This is a genomic window from Rhizobium hidalgonense, assembly GCF_002914525.1.
GTDB lineage: Bacteria > Pseudomonadota > Alphaproteobacteria > Rhizobiales > Rhizobiaceae > Rhizobium > Rhizobium hidalgonense.
In genome coordinates, this window is the sequence record NZ_LODW01000060.1 from 41,931 (window position 1) to 60,306 (window position 18,376).

The window sequence follows — 18,376 nt, forward strand, 5'->3', positions numbered from 1 at the left end:
CCGCATGTCGTTGCCGCAAAACCGCTGCACACTTTTGCGCGACATGCTTTGGTGCCAATGTGGGCATACTATTCGGCAGCAACAAGGCGTGCCGAACGGGTTCCCGAGGAAAGGCCGCGCACCAGCGTTGCGACCGCCTCAACCGTGTCCGCCGTCGCCCTGCCGTCCGCGGTCAAGCTCGTGGCGACTTGATTGACGATGGCGGTGCCGACGACGACCCCATCGGCCGAACCGCCGATGACCTTTGCATGTTCCGCCGTCTTGACGCCGAAGCCGACGCAGACGGGCAGCTGCGTGTGCTGCTTGATGCGTTCGACCGCGCCCGAAACCAGCGACGGATCCGGCAGCGCCGATCCGGTGATGCCGTTCATCGAGACGTAATAGACGAAACCGGAAGTGTTCTTCAAAACCTTCGGCAGGCGCTTTTCATCCGTCGTCGGCGTCGCCAGGCGGATGAAGTTGATACCTTTACGGATCGCCGGAAGGCAGAGTTCGTCATCCATTTCAGGCGGCAGATCGACGACGATCAGGCCGTCGATGCCGGCGGCGAGCGCGTCATCGAGGAATGTCTCGACGCCGTAAATATAGATCGGGTTGTAGTAGCCCATCATCACGATCGGCGTGGCGTCGTTGCTCTTGCGGAAATCGGCCGCCAGTTGCAGCGTTTTCTTCAGCGTCTGACCGCCTTTCAGCGCACGCTGGCCGGCGAGCTGGATCGCCGGGCCGTCGGCCATCGGATCGGAAAACGGCATGCCGAGCTCGATGATGTCGGAGCCCGCCTCCGGCAGCGCCTTCATGATGCCGAGGGAGGTATCGTAATCAGGATCGCCGCCCATGAAATAGGTCACAAGCGCCGGACGGCCCTCGGCCTTCAGCTCGGCAAAGCGTTTGTCCATGCGTGCGGTCATGTCTTACAGTCCCATTCCCAGAATCTTGCCGACGGTGAAGATATCCTTGTCGCCGCGGCCGGAGAGGTTCATCAGGATAATCTCGTCCTTGCCCATCTTCGGCGCGCGCTTGATCACCTCGGCAATCGCGTGCGAGGGCTCGAGCGCCGGGATGATGCCTTCGAGGCGCGTCAGCGTCTGGAAGGCCTCCAGCGCTTCGTGATCCATGATCGGTACATAATCGACGCGGCCGGTATCGTTCAGCCAGGAATGTTCGGGGCCGATGCCGGGATAATCGAGACCGGCCGAAATCGAATGGCCTTCCTTGATCTGGCCGTCGCCATCCTGCAGCAGATAGGTGCGGTTGCCGTGCAGCACACCCGGCGAACCGGCGGTGATCGACGCGCAATGTTCGTCGCCCTGCAGGCCCTTGCCGCCGGCTTCGACGCCGACGATCTTGACGGTGGGATCATCGAGGAAAGGATGGAAGATGCCGATGGCGTTCGAACCGCCGCCGACGGCAGCGATGACGAGATCCGGCAGGCGGCCTTCGGCGGCCAGCATCTGTTCTTTCGCTTCCGCGCCGATCACCGATTGGAAATCGCGGACCATCTCCGGGTAGGGATGCGGACCGGCTGCCGTTCCGATCAGGTAATAGGTATCCTCGACATTGGTGACCCAGTCGCGCAGCGCCTCGTTCATGGCGTCCTTCAGCGTGCCGCTGCCGGCTGTCACCGGTTTGACTTCGGCGCCGAGCAGCTTCATGCGGAAAACGTTCGGCGCCTGACGCTCGACGTCGGTAGCGCCCATATAGACGACGCAGGGAAGGCCGAAGCGGGCGGCGACGGTGGCGGAGGCAACGCCATGCTGGCCGGCGCCGGTTTCGGCGATGATCCGGGTCTTGCCCATGCGCTTGGCGAGCAGGATCTGGCCGATGCAGTTGTTGATCTTGTGCGAGCCGGTGTGGTTCAGCTCCTCGCGCTTGAAATAGATCTTGGCGCCACCGAGTTCGGCCGTCAGCCGCTCGGCGAAATAGAGCGGGCTCGGGCGACCGATATAATGCGCGCCGAGATGCTTCAATTCGGCCTGGAATGCCGGATCGTTCTTCGCCTTATCCCACTCGTCCTGCAGATCAAGGATCAAAGGCATCAATGTTTCGGCAACGAAACGACCGCCATAGATGCCGAAGCGGCCGTCTTCATCAGGCCCGGAACGGAAGGAATTCGGTTTAAGCGTCTCGTTCACTCTCAACTCCCTGAGGCCATGACAGGCGCATCCGCCTCTTCGACCGCATCGAAAAATTCATCGATCATTGCGACGCTCTTGACGCCAGGCGCAGTTTCGACGCCTGAGGAGACGTCGATACCACGCGCCTTGGTATTGGCCAGCGCATCCGCGACATTGTCCTTGTTCAACCCGCCAGACAGCATGTAGTCGATGCTGCCGTCGAGCCAGCTCAGAAGGCTCCAGTCGAAGGAAATCCCGTTACCGCCGGGCAATTCCGAACCCTTCGGCGCTTTCGCGTCGAACAGGAAACGGTCGGCGATGCCGATATAGGCTTCGACGCGCCTGAGATCATCGGCGGTGCGCACGGAAAAGACTTTCATGACCGGCAGGCCATAGAGCGCCTTGATCGTCAGCACGTGTTCGGGGCTCTCATTGCCGTGCAGTTGCAGAATATCCGGCTTCAACAGCGAGACAATCTCGTCCAGCTCGTCATTGGTGGGATCGACGACGACGGCGACGATCTTCGCCTTGCCACGCGCCGGTTCGGCCAGTTTTGCCGCCAGGTCCGGCTCGATGTAGCGCGGGCTCTTTTCGAAAAAGATAAAACCGATATGGGTCGCGCCGCGTTTCAGCGCACGATCGATCGCTTCGGGCGTCTTCAAGCCACAGATCTTAATATCGGTTTTCATGGCAGCGAAGTGACACGAAATGCGGCAAGAGTCGAGCCAATTTGCATGGTACGCCGTATTTAGCGCCCACGTCGGTCAGTCGAAATCAATGGCGTGCAACTGGCTGCCATGCCGCTTCAACCAGGATTTCGCTTCCTCCATGCCGGGGCAAAGCTTCTTGCAAAGCGCCCAGAAGCGGGGCCCGTGGTTCATCTCCTTGAGATGGGCAACTTCGTGGGCGGCGAGATAATCGATCACCGAGGGCGGCGCCATGACGATGCGCCAGGAAAAGCTCAGATTTCCCTCCGACGAGCACGAGCCCCAGCGGCTGCGCGTATCTTTCATCGAGATCGAACGGATCGACGCCCGGATCATGCCGGCATGCAACGTCGCCAGCTTCCCAAGGTCGGCGCGCGCCTCTTTCTTGAGGAAGGCCGCGATGCGCCGCCCGACATGTTCCGGCATTCCGCTAACCAGCAGCACCGGTCTGCCATCGATGGAAACCGCTTCCGTCAGGCCGCGCAAGCTGCCGGTATGCTGGATGCGATGGGAAACGCCGCGAAAGAGAATTTCACCGCCGTCGCGCAGGCCGGCATTGGTCGAAAACTTGGCAAGCTTGGTCAGCAGCCACCCCTGGTGCCGATCGAGAAAGGCGTTGACCTCGCGCGCCGCAAGACCTTTCGGCACCGTCATCTTCAGGGCCCGGCCGCCCGGCTCTATGCGCAAGGTGATGCGCGTCGCCCGGTCGTGCTGCTTGATGGTCAGCGGCATCAGCCGGCCGGCCACGTCAAGCGTCCGCGTTTCGGGCGGCGCCGGTTTTCGGGCTTTCGGCCTTGTCTTCAGAAGCGAGAACATGGTTGTTTCTACCCGATTCGCCGGGGCAGCGGACATAGAAAAACCGGCATCGGAAGATGCCGGTGATTTTCAGCGTTCAGGCCTTCATGGCGTCTGGTATTCAGCGACCGGGCCGTTGTCGTCACGCTTGGCGTTCTTGCGGTCACGCATGAAGCGATCGAACTCTTCCTGGTCCTTGGCGCGGCGAAGTTCGCGCATGTAGGCGTCGAATTCCTCGCGCATTTCATCGAGCTTGCGGCGCTCTTCCTCGATCCGGTCGATCTCGGCCTTGCGCCAGTCGTCGAAGGCGACATTGCCGGTCGAGAAATGCGGGCGGTGACGGCCGTTCGAGCGGCGGCACGAGGCAAAGAAGCCATCGGTCGCCTGGTTGACGTCACGCTTGAAGCCGCGCAGACGGTCGCCGAAGATGATGTAGGCAAGCATGGCAAGACCCAGAGGCCAGAAAACCATGAAGCCGAGAATCATCAGGGCAATGGTAGCCGGAGTCCAATCCGGTCGAAGCAATGCTGACTGGTTCATCGTGCGGGTATCCCTCGCTTTCCGCGCCCGGCAGAATACCGAACGCTGAAATCGATGTGGTTACCGCAACCACGGCCTTCAAGACGATTGCCCGTGAAATCGGACAAGGCCTTGAATCCGTTTTTCTAATTCAGCTACACCTAAATCAGGCGCTGCGGCCGCCCTTGATAACACGCGGCACCGGCGGCTTGACGGCGGAACGAGAATGCTCGCGGACGAAATTGATGATGCGCGGCGCAATCTCGCGGCGGAAACGCGAGCCGTTGAAAACACCGTAGTGGCCGACATCCGGCTGAAGATAATGCATGCGCATATGTTCGGGGATGTTGACGCAGATGGTCTGCGCCGCCTTGGTCTGGCCGACGCCCGAGATATCGTCATTCTCACCTTCGACGGTCAGAAGCGCCACCTTGCGGATCGCTGCCGGATCGACGCGTTTGCCGCGATGCATCAATTCGCCCTTCGGCAGCGAATGCTTGATGAAGACCTGCTCGACCGTCTGCAGGTAGAATTCGGCGGTCAGATCCATGACGGCGAGATATTCGTCGTAGAAATCACGATGTTTTTCCGGTTCGCCATCGTTCTTCACCAGATGCATGAAGAATTCCTTGTGGGCGACGAGGTGGCGGTCGAGGTTCATCGACATGAAGCCCGAAAGCTGCAGGAAGCCGGGATAGACCGGGCGCATGAAGCCCGGCTGCGGCCAGGGCACATTCATGATGACATTATCGGAGAACCACTGCAGCGAGCGCTCCTGGGCGAGCTTGTTGACCGCCGTCGGGTTGATGCGCGTGTCGATCGGGCCGCCCATCAGCGTCATCGACGACGGGGACAGCGGATCGTTGGCTTCCTCCATGACGGCTGCGGCTGCCAGCACCGGGACGGAAGGCTGACAGACGGCGATCACATGCGTATCGTGGCCGAGGAAATGCAGCATTTCGATGACGTAGTCGACATAATCGTCGAAATCGAAGGAGCCTTCCGTCATCGGCACCATGCGGGCGTCGATCCAGTCGGTGATGTAGACATCGGCACTCGGCAGCAGCGCCTCGACCGTGCCGCGCAGCAGCGTCGCATAGTGGCCGGACATCGGCGCGACAATCAGGATGCGCGGGTCATTGCCGCGGGCGGCAGGACCACTGCGGGCGAAATGCAGGAGATTGCAGAAGGGTCGCGACCAGACGATCTCTTCGCGGACAAAAACCGTCTGATCACCGATCGCCGTCTGCTTCAATCCGAATTCCGGCTTGCCGTAGCGGCGGGTCGTGCGTTCGAACATTTCGAGGCTTGCCGCCATCGTCCGGCCGAGCGGCGTATGGGAAAACGGATTGAGCGGATTGGCATAGGCAAACCGCATGATATCGGCCGCGGCGCGAAACGGCGCCATGGCAGCATGGTTCAATTCATAAAGCTGATAAAACAAAGGCGCCACCTTTCTCTATCGAAAAGATGACGCCGATTGAAAGGCATCGACTCTTTCCGTTACGCGGGCACGTCACTCAGACTAACAGTTTTTTGTTGCGCAGCAACATAGACGAACCAGACCCGCACAAGAAATGCCGGAGAAGTGACTCTCCGGCATCATTATCGACTGGAAAACTTAAGGTTCTCAGCAGGAATCGTTGTTAACGATCCGCTACGAAGGTCTGTTTCTGGGTGCCGAGACCTTCGATTCCGAGTTCGACCACGTCGCCGGCCTTGAGATAATGTGGCGGTTTCATGCCCATGCCGACACCCGGAGGCGTACCGGTCGAAATCACGTCGCCCGGATGCAGCGACATGAACTGGCTTAGATAGGCAACGATGTGGGCGACACCATAGACCATGGTCTTGGACGAACCGTTCTGCATCGTCTGGCCGTTGACCTTGAGCCACATGCCGAGGTTTTGCGGATCGGCGATTTCGTCCTTGGTGACCAGCCAGGGACCGATCGGTCCGAAGGTGTCGCAGGACTTGCCTTTGGTCCACTGACCGGCGCGCTCCGTCTGGAAGGCGCGCTCGGAAACGTCGTGAGACACGCAATAGCCGGCGACGTAGTCGAGCGCGTCGGCCTCGCTGACGTATTTCGCGGTCTTGCCGATGACGACGCCGAGTTCGACTTCCCAATCGGTCTTTTCCGAACCGCGCGGAATCCGGACGCTGTCATTCGGACCGACGATGGCCGAGGTCGCCTTCATGAAGATCACCGGCTCGGGCGGCACCGTCGCACCGGTTTCGGCGGCATGATCGGAGAAATTAAGGCCGATGCAGATGAATTTGCCGGTGCCGGCAACGCAGGCGCCGATACGGCCGGGGGCAAGCTCCGGAAGGCTGTTCGGATCGATCGCTGCGATCTTTGCAAGGCCCGCCGGCGAAATCGCCTCGCCGCCGATATCGGCGACATGACCGGAGAGATCGCGGATCTTGCCATCGGCATCGAGAAGTGCCGGTTTTTCACTGCCTGCTTCGCCAACACGCATCAGCTTCATGGAATTTCCTCCTCATCGAAAACGGATTTGCAGCCACCTATGAACGAATTATTCACCGGTGTCATTACGGCTTTGCCGCCAAGCGGTACGGCTTTTCCCGAATTCGAATGGATTTCGGCGCAACCCGCATGAATGCGGCATCACCGACGCTGGCGTGAGCTGCTTTTTGAAGACAGTCCGTCCATCCAACTGCGACGACACTGCGCTTGCCAAGGCTGCGAAGCAGGAAATATGACTTGGCTCCAGTCCAAGATGAGATGGAGTTCGACATGCACCTCTCCCAGGCCGTCGTGCGCACAGAACATGCAAGCCGCTACCTGCAGCAGCTCTGCAAACACTGGAGCCATAAATTCAGCGTCGATTTCGATCCGCACAAGGGCCGGGTGCCGTTCAGCGAGACGGCCGAGGTGACGTTCACCGCCGACGATGCGGCGCTGACCATGATGCTTTCCGTCGCCGACCCGGCACAGCAGGCAAGAATGCAGGGCGTGATCGACGATCATCTGAAGCGCTTCGCCTTCCGCGAGGAACTCGACATCGTCTGGACGGACTGACCGCACCCGCGCATTTACGCCCCAACCCTGGGAATAAGCATGACACAGAGCAATAGCCGCGAATCGCAATATCCGATCGATCCGATATTTCTCGACCGCTGGTCACCGCGCGCCTTCACCGGCGAAATCATCGAGGAAGCCCAGCTGCTCAGCCTGCTCGACGCCGCCCATTGGGCGCCCTCCTCGTCCAATCAACAGCCTTGGCGTTTCGTTTACGCGCTCAAGGGTTCGGAGCATTGGGAAAAATTCGTCGCATTGCTCGTCGATGCCAATCAGGAATGGGCTAAAAATGCGTCGGCGCTGATCTTCGTCGTGTCGCGCAGCTTCACCGGCGCTGCCGGCTCCGGCGAGGAAAAACCAAGCTATACCCATTCCTTCGACGCCGGCACGGCCTGGGGATACTTGGCGCTGCAGGCCCGCCTCTCGGGCCTCTATGCCCACGGCATGGGCGGCATCAAACACCAGGAAATCATGAAGACCTTCGGCATTCCCGAGGGTTACCGGGTTGAGGCCGGTGTTGCCGTCGGCCGCCTAGCCGACAAGAGCGTGCTTTCCGAACGCAATCAGGCGCGCGAATTCCCCAGCCAGCGCAAGCCACTCGCCGAGGTCGCCTTCAACGGCCGTTTCGTTGCGAACTGAGCAATCTCGAAAACGAAAACCCCGCCATTCCAAGGACGGCGGGGCTTTTTTAATGTCGAATATCCATCAGATATCGAGGTTTGCGACGCTCAACGCGTTGTCCTGGATGAATTCGCGCCGCGGCTCGACTTCATCACCCATCAACCGGGCGAAGAGGCCGTCGGCATCGGTGGCGTCGTTGACCTTGACCTGCAGCAGCGAGCGGACATTCGGATCGAGCGTCGTCTCCCAGAGCTGCTCGGCATTCATCTCACCCAGACCCTTGTACCGCTGCATGCTCAGGCCCTTGCGGCCGGTTGCAAAGATTGCGTCGAGCAAGGCGCGCGGGCCGGAGATTTCGACATCGCCTTCGCGGCGATGCAGCGACGGCGGCGTCTGATAGATTTCCTTGAGACGTGACGTCAGTTGGTCGATGTGCCGGGCATCTGAGGAGCCGATCAGCGCCATATCCAGCACGACGATTTCCTTGACGCCGCGGACCATGCGTTCGAGGCGCAGACCGCCATCGCTGCTCAGATCGCCCTGCCAGCCGCGCTCGGTTTCCTCGGCAATGATGTCGAGGCGCCTTGCCACCTCGCTCGTCAATGCCTGGGCTCTTGCCCGGTCGCTGACGAGTTCGGCATTGAGGGCACCGGCGATCGCCGCCTGTTCGATGACCGCACGATTGTAACGCGAATGAAGATTGTCGAGCAAAGCACGCATGCGCAGCGCGTCGAGGATGACCTCGCGCAGATCCTGGCCGGTGCGAACTTCACCGCTGCCGAGTTTCAGCGCCGCGTCTTCCAGGCCCTGGCTGATGAGATATTCCTCGAGCGCCTTTTCGTCCTTCAGATACTGCACCGACTTGCCGCGCGCGACCTTATAGAGCGGCGGCTGAGCGATATAGAGATGGCCGCGCTCGATCAGTTCCGGCATCTGCCGGAAGAAGAAGGTGAGCAGCAGGGTGCGGATATGGGCGCCGTCGACGTCGGCGTCCGTCATGATGATGATCTTGTGGTAGCGCAGCTTTTCGACGTTGAACTCGTCCTTGCCGATGCCGGTGCCGAGCGCCGTGATCAGCGTGCCGATTTCCTGGCTCGACAGCATCTTGTCGAAACGGGCGCGTTCGACGTTGAGGATCTTGCCGCGCAGCGGCAGGATCGCCTGGTTTTCGCGCGACCGCCCCTGTTTGGCCGAGCCGCCGGCGGAATCGCCCTCGACCAGAAAGACTTCGGATTTTGCCGGATCACGTTCGGAGCAGTCAGCAAGCTTGCCGGGCAGCGAAGCGATATCGAGCGCGCCCTTGCGGCGGGTCAATTCGCGGGCCTTGCGGGCCGCTTCGCGGGCGGCGGCGGCCTCGACGACCTTGCCGACGAGAATCTTGGCTTCGCTCGGATGTTCTTCGAACCAGGTGTTCAGAGCCTCGTTGACCAGGCTTTCGACGACAGGGCGAACTTCCGAGGAAACCAGCTTGTCCTTGGTCTGCGAGGAGAATTTCGGATCGGGCACCTTGACCGACAGCACCGCCGTCAGGCCTTCGCGGCAATCTTCGCCCTGCAGCGTCACCTTTTCCTTTTTGGTGATGCCGGAATTGTCGGCATAGGAAACCACCTGGCGCGTCAGCGCCGCGCGGAAGCCGGCCATATGCGTGCCGCCGTCGCGCTGGGGAATGTTGTTGGTGAAGCAGAGCACGTTCTCGTGATAGCTGTCGTTCCACCACATCGCGACTTCGACGGTGATGCCGTCCTTTTCGCCGCGGATGGCGACCGGCTTGTCGACGAGCGACTTTTTGGCCCGGTCGAGATAGGCGACGAACGCCTCGAGGCCGCCGTCATAACGCAGTTCTTCCTGCTTGATATCGGAATGGCGCTTGTCGGTCAGCAGAATGCGGACGCCGGAATTCAGGAAGGCGAGTTCGCGCAGGCGATGCTCCAGCGTGCCGTAATCGAACTCCGTCATGGTGAAGGTGTCGCTGCTCGGCATGAAGCTCACTTCCGTGCCGGTCTCATTGGGCGCATCGCCGGTGACCTTCAGTGGCGCATCGGCCACGCCGTGGGTGAAGCTCATTTCATGGATCTTGCCCTGGCGGCGAATCTTCAGCTTCAGCCAGACGGACAACGCGTTGACCACGGAAACGCCGACGCCATGCAGGCCGCCTGACACCTTGTAGGAATTCTGGTCGAACTTACCGCCGGCATGCAACTGCGTCATGATGACTTCGGCCGCCGACACCCCTTCGCCGGTGTGGATGTCCGTCGGAATGCCGCGGCCGTTATCGGTGACGGTCACCGAGCCATCCGGATTGAGGCTGACGGTAACGATGTCCGCATGGCCGGCGAGCGCTTCGTCGATCGCGTTGTCGACGACTTCATAGACCATGTGATGGAGGCCGGAGCCGTCGTCGGTATCGCCGATATACATGCCGGGACGTTTGCGCACGGCATCGAGGCCCTTCAGAACCTTGATGGAATCTGCGCCATATTCGGTGCTTACGCCGTTTTCCGTCGCGGATGTATCGCTCATTCTGTCGAGATTTTCCCTGTTGTCGTAAAGCAGCGGCGGGCCTTGCGAATCACCGGCTCTCTTCACCCTCGTATATAGGGTTTTTTGAACTCAGTTCCCAATGGCAACTCCCCTGAACCTGGCATAAATCAGGGGATTATGACGCTTTTCCGTCACCTTTGCCGTCATTTTCGAGAAGAGCCGATAGCTGGCCTATCTCTGCACTGTCAAGGTTGCGGATCCGCCGCGCCAAACGGTTGGCAAATTCGGTATATTCCGGCGGCAGGCCTGACGTGTCGATGACGACGCGTGGATCCGAAGAACGGGCGAGCAGGAACAATTCCTCGGCCTCATCCCAGATGATGTTGAAATAGCCGGCAATGCGCTGCAGCAGATCGAATGTCGGCAAGCCGCGCTTGCCGTGTTCGAGCGCCGAGAGATAGGCGGGAGAGACATTCAGCGCTTCCGCCATCTCCTTCTGCGACACGCCCTTGCGGGCTCTCAGCCGGCGAACCGCCTCTCCGAAGGGAGTCATGGCCGTTCCCCAAGCCGCCGAGACAGGCGGATATAGAGCGCGCCCTCGCCGCCATGATGCTGTGCGGCGGACTCGTAGGAGGAGATCAGGTAGCGGAATTCCGGCTTCGAGAACCAGAGGGGCACGGCCCGTTTCAGCGCGCCGTCGCTGCCCATCGAGCTGCCTTTGCCTGTTATGACCAAGACATGGCGCATGCCGCGCTCGTGGGCGCGGATGAGAAAATCGAGCAGGATGACATGAGCCTCGCTCTGTACCAGCCCGTGCAGGTCGATGCGCGCTTCGAGCGCCAGCCGGCCCTTGGCGATCTTGCGCTTGACCGGCCTTTCCAGTGGATGATGCACCCCGGCGGATGGTTTCGCCGTCGCGGGTGCTGCCGGCTGCATCGGCATCGGTGATGCGTGTACCTGCTTTTCGGCTTTCTCCTGCTCGGCCGTCGTTTCGGCGAGAAAAGCGTCGAGTTCGGTCAGTTCACCCGCCTTGCCGGGCATCGGCCGGGTGCTGCGGGCGACCTTGCCCCAGAGGATCCTCTCATCGGCAGTGAGTTTACGATCCCTGGCCATCAGTCGAATCGTCCGGCGGCGGCGTTGGGAATGAGAATGGCGAAATCGGCGTCGTTGCGCACGGTGCCAGCCATATCACCCGAAAGATCCCCCGAGCCGGTGAAGATATCGCCGCGCGTCGGTCCGACGATCGCCGAGCCGGTATCGAGTGCCAGCATCAGCCGACGGAAGGGCCGGCCGTGATCGAGATGGGTGAGGCTTTCGGCGCGGATGAAAAAGGGAAAACCGAACGTATGGATCAACCGGTCGACTGCAAGCGATCGGCCGGCAAGAAGCGGCACCTTGGCGGCGGCGACCGGACCAGCCTCAGGATCGGCAACCGGCGTCTCGCGGAAAAAAATATATGAGCGGTTGTGCCATAGCACCTCGTCGACGCGCTCGGGATTAAGCGCCAGCCAGGAACGAATCGTCTGCATCGAGATGTCGGCACGATCGATCTCGCCGCGGTCGATCAGCAGTTTGCCGACAGCGGAGAAAGCATGGCCGGCCTTCGCAGCATAGGTGATGCGGCCGATACGGCCGTCACTGTAACGCAGGCGGGCCGCCCCCTGCACATGTACGAAGAAGACATCGACCTTCGATTTCGCCCAGGCGATTTCGAGACCGCGACCTTCGAGATAACCCTGATCGATCGCGCGGCGATCCGGATAGGCGTCGATACGCCCATCATGCAGACGGCCGAAAGCATAAGACTTGTCGAGCTCGGCGGGGCGATTGGTGTCGTCGAGATCGATCAGATCGTCCGGGCGACGGTAGAAAGGGAAACGGAAGGTTGCGTCAGGCCGCTCCGACACCTCGATATCCGGTTCGTAAAAGGCGGTAACGAAGCCGGAATTGCCATCCTTGCGGCGGATCAGGAAGGGCCGACAGTGCGTCTCGAAAAAGCCGCGCGCCGATGCCGGAGACGACGGCGCGACATCTTCGGCGGCCAGCAGAAGCGGAAGCAGATCTTCCGAACTCAGGCCAAGCGATCCGGTGCGGTAGGGCTTGACATCGGTGATCTGGCGACGGCAATTTCGCATGACTTCAAAAAGGCCGGAGGGATCATCATCCTTCCAGCCTTCCAGAGTGTCGAAACTTATGGCCTGCAGGACGAAGTCCGATGAGTGGTCACTCATGTTCCGATTCGGTCGCCACGAGTTTCCAGTTCGGATCGCGCGAACGGGTGTCGCGGGCGAAGGTCCACAGATCGTTGACCTCGGCGACGTTTTCGGCGTCGCCTTCGATCAGCACGTCCGCCTTGTCGTAGGTGGCCGATATCAGCTGGCTGATGATGCGAACGGTGATCTGCGCTTCGCTGCCCTTGGTCTCCGCATGGGTGATTTCGGCCTTGTCGATACCGACGAAGGTGGACTTAACCTTGTCGCCCCGGGCTTCGCGCTCGCCGATCGCCGCATCGAAGCCGTCATAGACTTCGCGGGACAATAAATTCTTCAGCGTTTTCCGGTCGCCATCGGCATAGGCCATGACGATCATCTCGTAAGCCATGCGGGCGCCGTTCAGAAACTCCTTCGGGCTGAAGGCGGGATCAGCCTTGTTCAACGCGCGCAGCGATTCGTTGAGCGGCGTTCCGGGCGCAGCAACGGCATCAATGGCGGCGAAGCGATCCTCATCCTCGGTCGTCGCATCGCGGCGCGGCAGCGTTACGACCTTGCCGCCATCGGCGGCTTCAGCCGGCGCTGCATCCCGCGGCGTATAGAGATCGCGCGGCGGCTTCTCATTTCCTGTGCGGCGCCCGAGCACGGAGCGCAGCTGAAAGAAAATCAGCACAGCCGCCACCAGGAAGAATAATGTGATGAAGTCGTTCGAACTCATATCGTATCGCAGCCGCCGTTAACATCTCTGATTTGTACTCCCATATAGTCTGCCTATACAGATGATTCAAATGATGGCTGGCATCTTCGCCGGCCTTAAGAGGAGACCGGCAAGCCCGGGACATGACGACCATGCGTTTTTCGATCCTGCCAGCTTTCATTCTGCTGCTGCCGCTCGCCGAAATTGCCGGTTTCGTCGTCGTCGGCCGGGCGATCGGATTGTGGCTGACGCTGGCGCTCGTCATGCTGGGCTTCGTTCTCGGCATGATTCTGCTGCGCCGGCAGGGCATCGGTATTTTGCGCCGCATGTCGAGCGAAGGACGAAACGGGGTGATGCCGGGCCGCGAGCTGCTACAGCCGGCGATGAACGTCATCGCCTCGCTGCTGCTGATCATTCCTGGCTTCATCACGGATGTCATTGCCATCCTGATCCTCATTCCGCCGGTGCGTGATTTCGTCTGGCGGTGGGTCGCCAAACGCTTCGTCACCGTCCATGCCAGAGGCGGCTTTTCCACCGGACCGCAACCCGATTTCCGCGACCGCAAGCCGAACTCGAAGGTGGTCGATCTCGACGATGAGGACTATCATAGGGAGCCGGACCGCAACTCGCCATGGTCCGGCAAACATCTCGGCGATTGAGGCACTTCGACCGATCAACCGGACCAAGCGCCCAGGGTTGTAAGCCCTTCCCCGAAATGTTAGATGGCGGCACCATTCCCATGCCCCTCGAGGAAAAGCCAATGGCAGACGACGATAACAACAGCAACGGTGCGGCCAGCCCCACCCTTTCGATCCTTGCGCAATATACCAAGGATCTCTCCTTCGAAAATCCGGGTGCGCCGCGTTCGCTGCAGGCCCGCGACAAGGCGCCGACGATCAACATCAATGTGAACGTCAACGCCAATCCGCTTTCGGATACGGATTTCGACGTCGTGCTGTCGCTGAATGCCGAAGCCAAGGACGGCGACAAGACGGTTTTCCATACCGAACTCGCCTATGGCGGCGTCTTCCGCGTTGCCGGTTTCCCGCAGGAACACATGCTGCCGGTGCTCTTCATCGAGTGCCCGCGCATGCTCTTCCCCTTCGCCCGTCAGATCATCGCCGACGTCACCCGCAACGGTGGTTTCCCGCCGCTGATGATCGACCCGATCGACTTCACGCAGATGTTCGCTCAGCGCGTTGCCGAAGAGCAGGCCCGCGCCAAGGTTCAGGCCGTTCCGAACTGATCGGATTTTTTCGGTTTTGAGATGTGATGCCCGGGCAAGTCCCGGGCATTTTTAATTGAGGCCGGTTTAATTGAGGCTGGCGTATTTCGCCCAGATGCCTTTTTCACCGAGCTTGGCCACGAGCGCCTCGTGCGCCTGCGCCTCGGACTGGCTGAGGCGCGGGGCAAGCGGGCGGGGCCGCTCGAGCACGGATGCAATTACCACATCCTCTTGCTCCGCCCCGTCGCCGCGACCGTTCTGACCTGATGTGGCGGTCATGCTCAGGCCGAAAGCTGCCTGCCTGCCGCCGATCATCTCGATATAGACTTCGGCGAGCAGTTCGGAGTCGAGTAGCGCGCCGTGTTTGGTGCGGTGCGAATTATCGATGCCGTAACGCCGGCAGAGCGCGTCGAGCGAATTCGGCCCCATCGGATGTTTGCGCCGCGCCATCGACAGGGTATCGACCACCCGCTCCGGCAGGATTGGCGGTAAACCGATCCGCGCGAATTCGGCGTTGATGAAGCCCATGTCGAACGTGGCGTTGTGGGCGATCCACTTCGCATCACCGAAGAAAGCAAGGATTTCTTCGGCGACATCGGCGAAAGGCTTTTTGTCCTTCAGGAACTCATCGGTGATCCCGTGCACCGCAAGCGCATCCGGATGAACCTTCTGATCGCCGGGATTGATGAAGATATGAATGACGTTGCCTGTCGGGAAATGGTTGAAGAGCTCGATGCCGCCGATTTCGATGATGCGGTCGGCGCGGTTGTCGAGGCCAGTGGTTTCCGTATCGAAGATGATTTCACGCATTCCGGAAATCTCCCTTGGCAATTCGTGTTTTAAGGTCGGCGATAATTTCGAGCACCCGTTCCTTCGTCTCCGCGATACTGCGGCTGCTGTCGATCAGATAATCCGCCCGGCGGCGTTTTTCCGCGTCCGGCGTCTGGCGCGAGAGAATCATCTCGAATTTTTCCTTGGTCATGCCGTCGCGCGCAAGCACCCTCTCGCGTTGAATCTGTGGACCGGCGCTGACGACGACGACGACATCCACACTTTCCCAGGCACTGGTTTCGAAGAGCAGCGGAATATCAAGGACGACCATCTCGGCGCCGGCGGCGCGCTGCCGCTTTAAAAATTCCGTCTCGCGTTTGCGCACCAGCGGATGGACGATCGCTTCCAGGCGTTTGAAGCCGTCGGGATCAAGCGCCAGCTGACGGCCGAGTTCGTGCCGGTCGACGGCCCCATCCTTCATTGTGCCGGGAAAGGCGGCATCCACCAGGGGTGCAGCCTCACCGGCATAGAGATCGTGGACCACGGCATCCGAATCATTCAGCGGGATCCCGGCCTCGGCAAAGAGCTTGCCTGCTGTCGATTTTCCCATTCCGATGGAGCCGGTCAGTCCGATCTTCAGCATCAGTGGGCTTCCATATCGGCGATGATCAGCGCGCGCAGTGTCGCGTCGACGACAGGACGCAGGCCGAACCATTTTTCGAATCCCGGCACGGCCTGATGCAGCAGCATGCCGAGACCATCGACCGTGGAAAATCCCTGCTCTTGCGCCTGTGCCAGGATCGGCGTCGTCAAGGGGATATAGACGATGTCGGTGACGACGGCATCGGCTGCAAGCGGGGTGAAATCGAGCTGCGGCGCCGCCTCGCCATCCATGCCGAGCGACGTGGTATTGATGAAGAGGCCGGCGCCTTTCATGACCTCGGCAAGCGCACCGGCGGGATGGGCTTGAACCTTTGGACCAAAGCGATCGGCCAGTTCACGGGCGCGTTCGACGGTGCGGTTGACGACGTGGATCGTCTTGAAACCGCGGTCACGAACCGCCTGGATGATCGCCCGGCTGGCGCCGCCGGCGCCAAAGACGACCGCTGTGTCATGCCGGTCCCAGCCGCGATGGCGTTCGTCGAGATTGGCAGTGAAGCCGCGGCCATCGGTATTCGTCGCATGGAGAATGCCATTCTCCAGCCAGAGCGTGTTCGACGCGCCGAGCTCGCGCGATAGTTCGTCCGGCTTGTCGGCGAGACGGAAAGCCAGTTCCTTGTGGGGAATGGTGACATTGCCGCCAGCAAAGCCGGAGCTGCCATCCTTCAGCGTTGCAATGAAGTCGGCAAAGGCTTCGGGTGCGACTTCATGGGCGCGGTAGCTGCCTGGCAGGCCAAGCGTCTCCAGCCAGTATCCGTGGATCAACGGCGAGCGCGAATGCTTGACCGGAAAGCCCGTGACAAACGCTTTCGGGCCCAATGTTTCACGTGAATCACCCATCGATCGCTCCGAGGTCTCGCAATTTTTTTAAGAGCGGCAGCATCGGCAGGCCGAGAATGGTGAAATAATCACCCTCAATCTTCTCGAAGAGCTGAATGCCTTCCCCCTCCAACTGATAGGCGCCGACGCTTGAAAGCGCTTTGTCGCCGACCCGCGCCAGGTGCCTGGCAATGAAATCCGCCGTCAACGGCCGCATCGTCAATTCCGCGTGGGCGAGATGTTGCCACAGAACCGCGCCGTTGCTGACGATCGCGACGGCGCTATTCAACCGATGGGTCACGCCGGAAAGAGCCTCGAGGTGATTGGCGGCGTCGGCCATATCGCGCGGCTTGTGGAAAACGCGGTCGCCGAGCGACATTGTCTGATCCGAGCCGATCACCAGGCTGTCCGGAAAACGGCTGCTGACATCCTCAGCTTTGGCCTTGGCCAGGACGAGGGCCACCGCATCCGGTGTTGCGCCGGCTTTTTCCAACGGTGCTTCGACCGCTCTTTCATCGATCCTTGCGGCACGCGCCTCGAAGGATAGACCGGCATTTTCCATCAGCATCCGCCGAAAGGGGCTCGACGATGCAAGGATGAGTTTCTGCGTCATGGATTCCTCGAAGGTCCGGCTGCCGGTCAGCGCTTAGCGCAGCTTTGGGCGCAGGGCAACGATTGCCGCGGCGGTTTCCTCGATGGAGCGGCGAGTCACGTCGATCAGCGGCCAGTTATGGCGGGCGCAGAGCGAGCGGGCATATTTCAGCTCCTCGGAGATCGCGGCGCGATCGGTATAGTGCTCGCGATCGAAGCCATGCGTTGCGCCGAGTATGCGATTTTCCCGCACCTGGGAAATGCGGTCGGTGGTAGCGATCAGGCAGACGATCAGCGGTTTGCTCGCAATGAACAGGCTTTCCGGCAAAGGCACGCCATAAACGATCGGAATGTTCGCCGTCTTGATGCCGCGGTTGGCGAGGTAGATGCTGGTCGGGGTTTTCGACGTACGGCTGATGCCGATGATGACGACATCGGCATCATTATAATCGTCCGGCATCTGGCCGTCGTCGTGATCCATGGTGAAATTCAGCGCCTCGATGCGCGCGAAATAGCCGGCATTCATGACATGTTGGGCGCCGACCCGACGACGCGACGGGGCGCCGAGATAGATCTGAAACGCATTCATGACCGGCTCCAGCACGTTCACCGAGGCGACGCCCATCTCGACACAGCGCTCATCGATCAGGCTCGCAAGTTCCCGGTCGACGATCGTATAGAGCACGATACCGGGGGCGTCGTCGATCGCCTGCAGAACCGGAAGCAGCTGCTTGCGGTTGCGGATCAGCGGATAGACATGTTCGATCGGCTGAGCGGCCCGGAACTGCGCCGATGCGGCGCGGCCGGCGGAGATCAGAGTCTCTCCCGTTGAGTCAGAAATCAGATGTAGATGAAAGAAGTTCGTTCTGTTCTCCACGCTATTTTCCGCTGCCTGTTGAAAAGACTGGATGAAACAGAGCTAAGGCGGCGAGGCCGCTTCCGGCAAGGGAAAACATGCCCCCTTATCCACATTTCGAATTTTGCCGATCGGTTTCGGCCGCCCCTGTGGACAATGTGGAGCAGGTTGATTTGTCGAGACGAGGTCCACAGCTTATCCACAGCTGCGCAAAAAATCGTCCGTGCAGAAGAGTTTGGAATCATTTTCAGATTCAGCGTCTCCCCA

Annotated in this window: 21 protein-coding genes; 4 read left to right on the top strand and 17 right to left on the bottom strand. The window is 60.4% G+C overall.

All coding sequences use genetic code 11. From position 1 onward, the window contains the following. Positions 1 to 68: 68 nt before the first annotated feature. The 7 genes from trpA to ATY29_RS19555 all read right to left on the bottom strand — a co-directional run bounded on the left by trpA (position 69) and on the right by ATY29_RS19555 (position 6,624). Positions 69 to 908: a tryptophan synthase subunit alpha gene (gene trpA, locus ATY29_RS19525; RefSeq protein ID WP_097537074.1), complete on the bottom strand. Its 840-nt coding sequence runs from the start codon at positions 906 to 908 to the stop codon at positions 69 to 71. Between the two features lie 3 nt (positions 909 to 911). Then, entirely contained in the window at positions 912 to 2,132 is a 1,221-nt protein-coding gene (gene trpB, locus ATY29_RS19530; RefSeq protein ID WP_003571397.1) for a tryptophan synthase subunit beta, read from the bottom strand. A 2-nt stretch (positions 2,133 to 2,134) separates the two neighbouring features. Next, positions 2,135 to 2,803 (bottom strand): phosphoribosylanthranilate isomerase, encoded by a 669-nt coding sequence (locus tag ATY29_RS19535; RefSeq protein WP_025417407.1) that lies wholly within the window; start codon positions 2,801 to 2,803, stop codon positions 2,135 to 2,137. 75 nt (positions 2,804 to 2,878) lie between these two features. Then, positions 2,879 to 3,637, bottom strand: coding sequence for a M48 family metallopeptidase (locus tag ATY29_RS19540; RefSeq protein WP_097537075.1), 759 nt, complete (start codon positions 3,635 to 3,637; stop codon positions 2,879 to 2,881). 84 nt (positions 3,638 to 3,721) lie between these two features. Continuing rightward, the gene (locus ATY29_RS19545) at positions 3,722 to 4,156 is read right to left on the bottom strand and encodes a DUF2852 domain-containing protein (RefSeq protein ID WP_003571403.1); all 435 of its coding nucleotides are present in this window, start codon (positions 4,154 to 4,156) and stop codon (positions 3,722 to 3,724) included. Positions 4,157 to 4,301: 145 nt separating this feature from the next. Next, the gene (locus tag ATY29_RS19550) at positions 4,302 to 5,579 is read right to left on the bottom strand and encodes a polyhydroxyalkanoate depolymerase (RefSeq protein ID WP_003571405.1); all 1,278 of its coding nucleotides are present in this window, start codon (positions 5,577 to 5,579) and stop codon (positions 4,302 to 4,304) included. Positions 5,580 to 5,781: 202 nt separating this feature from the next. Further along, entirely contained in the window at positions 5,782 to 6,624 is an 843-nt protein-coding gene (locus ATY29_RS19555) for a fumarylacetoacetate hydrolase family protein (RefSeq protein WP_003571407.1), read from the bottom strand. Positions 6,625 to 6,893: 269 nt separating this feature from the next. Between ATY29_RS19555 and ATY29_RS19560 the strand changes: the two genes are divergently transcribed. Both ATY29_RS19560 and ATY29_RS19565 read left to right on the top strand, forming a co-directional pair. Beyond that, positions 6,894 to 7,178, top strand: a complete 285-nt coding sequence (locus ATY29_RS19560) for a DUF2218 domain-containing protein (protein ID WP_003571408.1) — start codon at positions 6,894 to 6,896, stop codon at positions 7,176 to 7,178. Positions 7,179 to 7,217: 39 nt separating this feature from the next. Continuing rightward, on the top strand, positions 7,218 to 7,817 hold the full coding sequence (locus tag ATY29_RS19565) for a nitroreductase family protein (RefSeq protein WP_003571410.1): 600 nt from the start codon (positions 7,218 to 7,220) through the stop codon (positions 7,815 to 7,817). A gap of 66 nt (positions 7,818 to 7,883) precedes the next feature. Here ATY29_RS19565 and gyrB read toward each other — a convergent pair whose 3' ends face one another. From gyrB to ATY29_RS19590, 5 genes are all read right to left on the bottom strand, one after another. Next, positions 7,884 to 10,319: a DNA topoisomerase (ATP-hydrolyzing) subunit B gene (gene gyrB / locus ATY29_RS19570; RefSeq protein WP_025417404.1), complete on the bottom strand. Its 2,436-nt coding sequence runs from the start codon at positions 10,317 to 10,319 to the stop codon at positions 7,884 to 7,886. Positions 10,320 to 10,455: 136 nt separating this feature from the next. Continuing rightward, positions 10,456 to 10,833 (bottom strand): helix-turn-helix domain-containing protein, encoded by a 378-nt coding sequence (locus tag ATY29_RS19575; RefSeq protein ID WP_003571412.1) that lies wholly within the window; start codon positions 10,831 to 10,833, stop codon positions 10,456 to 10,458. Next, positions 10,830 to 11,393, bottom strand: a complete 564-nt coding sequence (locus ATY29_RS19580; RefSeq protein WP_097537076.1) for a Smr/MutS family protein — start codon at positions 11,391 to 11,393, stop codon at positions 10,830 to 10,832. Before ATY29_RS19580 ends, ATY29_RS19575 begins: the two co-directional genes overlap by 4 nt. Next, positions 11,393 to 12,511: a murein transglycosylase A gene (gene mltA / locus ATY29_RS19585; RefSeq protein ID WP_097537077.1), complete on the bottom strand. Its 1,119-nt coding sequence runs from the start codon at positions 12,509 to 12,511 to the stop codon at positions 11,393 to 11,395. Before mltA ends, ATY29_RS19580 begins: the two co-directional genes overlap by 1 nt. Further along, a complete protein-coding gene (locus ATY29_RS19590; RefSeq protein WP_003571416.1) occupies positions 12,504 to 13,208 on the bottom strand; it encodes a Tim44/TimA family putative adaptor protein in 705 nt (234 codons plus the stop codon). Before ATY29_RS19590 ends, mltA begins: the two co-directional genes overlap by 8 nt. A gap of 131 nt (positions 13,209 to 13,339) precedes the next feature. Here ATY29_RS19590 and ATY29_RS19595 point away from each other — a divergent pair, with 131 nt between their 5' ends. Further along, positions 13,340 to 13,846, top strand: coding sequence for an FxsA family protein (locus tag ATY29_RS19595; RefSeq protein ID WP_038574280.1), 507 nt, complete (start codon positions 13,340 to 13,342; stop codon positions 13,844 to 13,846). A gap of 101 nt (positions 13,847 to 13,947) precedes the next feature. Next, positions 13,948 to 14,433, top strand: coding sequence for a protein-export chaperone SecB (secB, locus tag ATY29_RS19600; protein ID WP_003571418.1), 486 nt, complete (start codon positions 13,948 to 13,950; stop codon positions 14,431 to 14,433). A 66-nt stretch (positions 14,434 to 14,499) separates the two neighbouring features. On the opposite strand, the gene dnaQ is transcribed toward secB, so the two are convergent. Genes dnaQ through ATY29_RS19625 form a run of 5 tightly spaced genes read right to left on the bottom strand, consistent with a single transcriptional unit; the run spans position 14,500 to position 18,130 of the window. Then, complete coding sequence (gene dnaQ, locus ATY29_RS19605) at positions 14,500 to 15,222, bottom strand: DNA polymerase III subunit epsilon (protein WP_025417399.1); 723 nt, start codon at positions 15,220 to 15,222, stop codon at positions 14,500 to 14,502. Then, positions 15,215 to 15,826, bottom strand: a complete 612-nt coding sequence (gene coaE, locus ATY29_RS19610) for a dephospho-CoA kinase (protein WP_003571421.1) — start codon at positions 15,824 to 15,826, stop codon at positions 15,215 to 15,217. The genes dnaQ and coaE overlap by 8 nt, the downstream gene beginning before the upstream one ends. Beyond that, complete coding sequence (locus tag ATY29_RS19615; protein ID WP_025417398.1) at positions 15,826 to 16,683, bottom strand: shikimate dehydrogenase; 858 nt, start codon at positions 16,681 to 16,683, stop codon at positions 15,826 to 15,828. Before ATY29_RS19615 ends, coaE begins: the two co-directional genes overlap by 1 nt. Beyond that, complete coding sequence (locus ATY29_RS19620) at positions 16,676 to 17,275, bottom strand: Maf-like protein (protein ID WP_097537078.1); 600 nt, start codon at positions 17,273 to 17,275, stop codon at positions 16,676 to 16,678. The genes ATY29_RS19615 and ATY29_RS19620 overlap by 8 nt, the downstream gene beginning before the upstream one ends. A gap of 33 nt (positions 17,276 to 17,308) precedes the next feature. Continuing rightward, the gene (locus tag ATY29_RS19625; protein WP_025417396.1) at positions 17,309 to 18,130 is read right to left on the bottom strand and encodes a pyruvate, water dikinase regulatory protein; all 822 of its coding nucleotides are present in this window, start codon (positions 18,128 to 18,130) and stop codon (positions 17,309 to 17,311) included. Positions 18,131 to 18,376 lie beyond the last annotated feature (246 nt).

What these genes read in the sequence shown, in the direction of transcription:
- ATY29_RS19560 (WP_003571408.1), top strand. Translation starts at nt 6,894, where the DNA reads ATGCACCTCTCCCAGGCCGTCGTGCGCACAGAACATGCAAGCCGCTAC.
- ATY29_RS19620 (WP_097537078.1), bottom strand. Translation starts at nt 17,275, where the DNA reads ATGACGCAGAAACTCATCCTTGCATCGTCGAGCCCCTTTCGGCGGATG.
- ATY29_RS19580 (WP_097537076.1), bottom strand. Translation starts at nt 11,393, where the DNA reads ATGGCCAGGGATCGTAAACTCACTGCCGATGAGAGGATCCTCTGGGGC.
- ATY29_RS19545 (WP_003571403.1), bottom strand. Translation starts at nt 4,156, where the DNA reads ATGAACCAGTCAGCATTGCTTCGACCGGATTGGACTCCGGCTACCATT.
- ATY29_RS19565 (WP_003571410.1), top strand. Translation starts at nt 7,218, where the DNA reads ATGACACAGAGCAATAGCCGCGAATCGCAATATCCGATCGATCCGATA.
- secB (WP_003571418.1), top strand. Translation starts at nt 13,948, where the DNA reads ATGGCAGACGACGATAACAACAGCAACGGTGCGGCCAGCCCCACCCTT.
- ATY29_RS19535 (WP_025417407.1), bottom strand. Translation starts at nt 2,803, where the DNA reads ATGAAAACCGATATTAAGATCTGTGGCTTGAAGACGCCCGAAGCGATC.
- dnaQ (WP_025417399.1), bottom strand. Translation starts at nt 15,222, where the DNA reads ATGCGTGAAATCATCTTCGATACGGAAACCACTGGCCTCGACAACCGC.
- ATY29_RS19615 (WP_025417398.1), bottom strand. Translation starts at nt 16,683, where the DNA reads ATGGGTGATTCACGTGAAACATTGGGCCCGAAAGCGTTTGTCACGGGC.
- ATY29_RS19540 (WP_097537075.1), bottom strand. Translation starts at nt 3,637, where the DNA reads ATGTTCTCGCTTCTGAAGACAAGGCCGAAAGCCCGAAAACCGGCGCCG.
- mltA (WP_097537077.1), bottom strand. Translation starts at nt 12,511, where the DNA reads ATGAGTGACCACTCATCGGACTTCGTCCTGCAGGCCATAAGTTTCGAC.
- coaE (WP_003571421.1), bottom strand. Translation starts at nt 15,826, where the DNA reads ATGCTGAAGATCGGACTGACCGGCTCCATCGGAATGGGAAAATCGACA.
- ATY29_RS19590 (WP_003571416.1), bottom strand. Translation starts at nt 13,208, where the DNA reads ATGAGTTCGAACGACTTCATCACATTATTCTTCCTGGTGGCGGCTGTG.
- ATY29_RS19595 (WP_038574280.1), top strand. Translation starts at nt 13,340, where the DNA reads ATGCGTTTTTCGATCCTGCCAGCTTTCATTCTGCTGCTGCCGCTCGCC.
- ATY29_RS19575 (WP_003571412.1), bottom strand. Translation starts at nt 10,833, where the DNA reads ATGACTCCCTTCGGAGAGGCGGTTCGCCGGCTGAGAGCCCGCAAGGGC.
- ATY29_RS19555 (WP_003571407.1), bottom strand. Translation starts at nt 6,624, where the DNA reads ATGAAGCTGATGCGTGTTGGCGAAGCAGGCAGTGAAAAACCGGCACTT.
- trpA (WP_097537074.1), bottom strand. Translation starts at nt 908, where the DNA reads ATGACCGCACGCATGGACAAACGCTTTGCCGAGCTGAAGGCCGAGGGC.
- gyrB (WP_025417404.1), bottom strand. Translation starts at nt 10,319, where the DNA reads ATGAGCGATACATCCGCGACGGAAAACGGCGTAAGCACCGAATATGGC.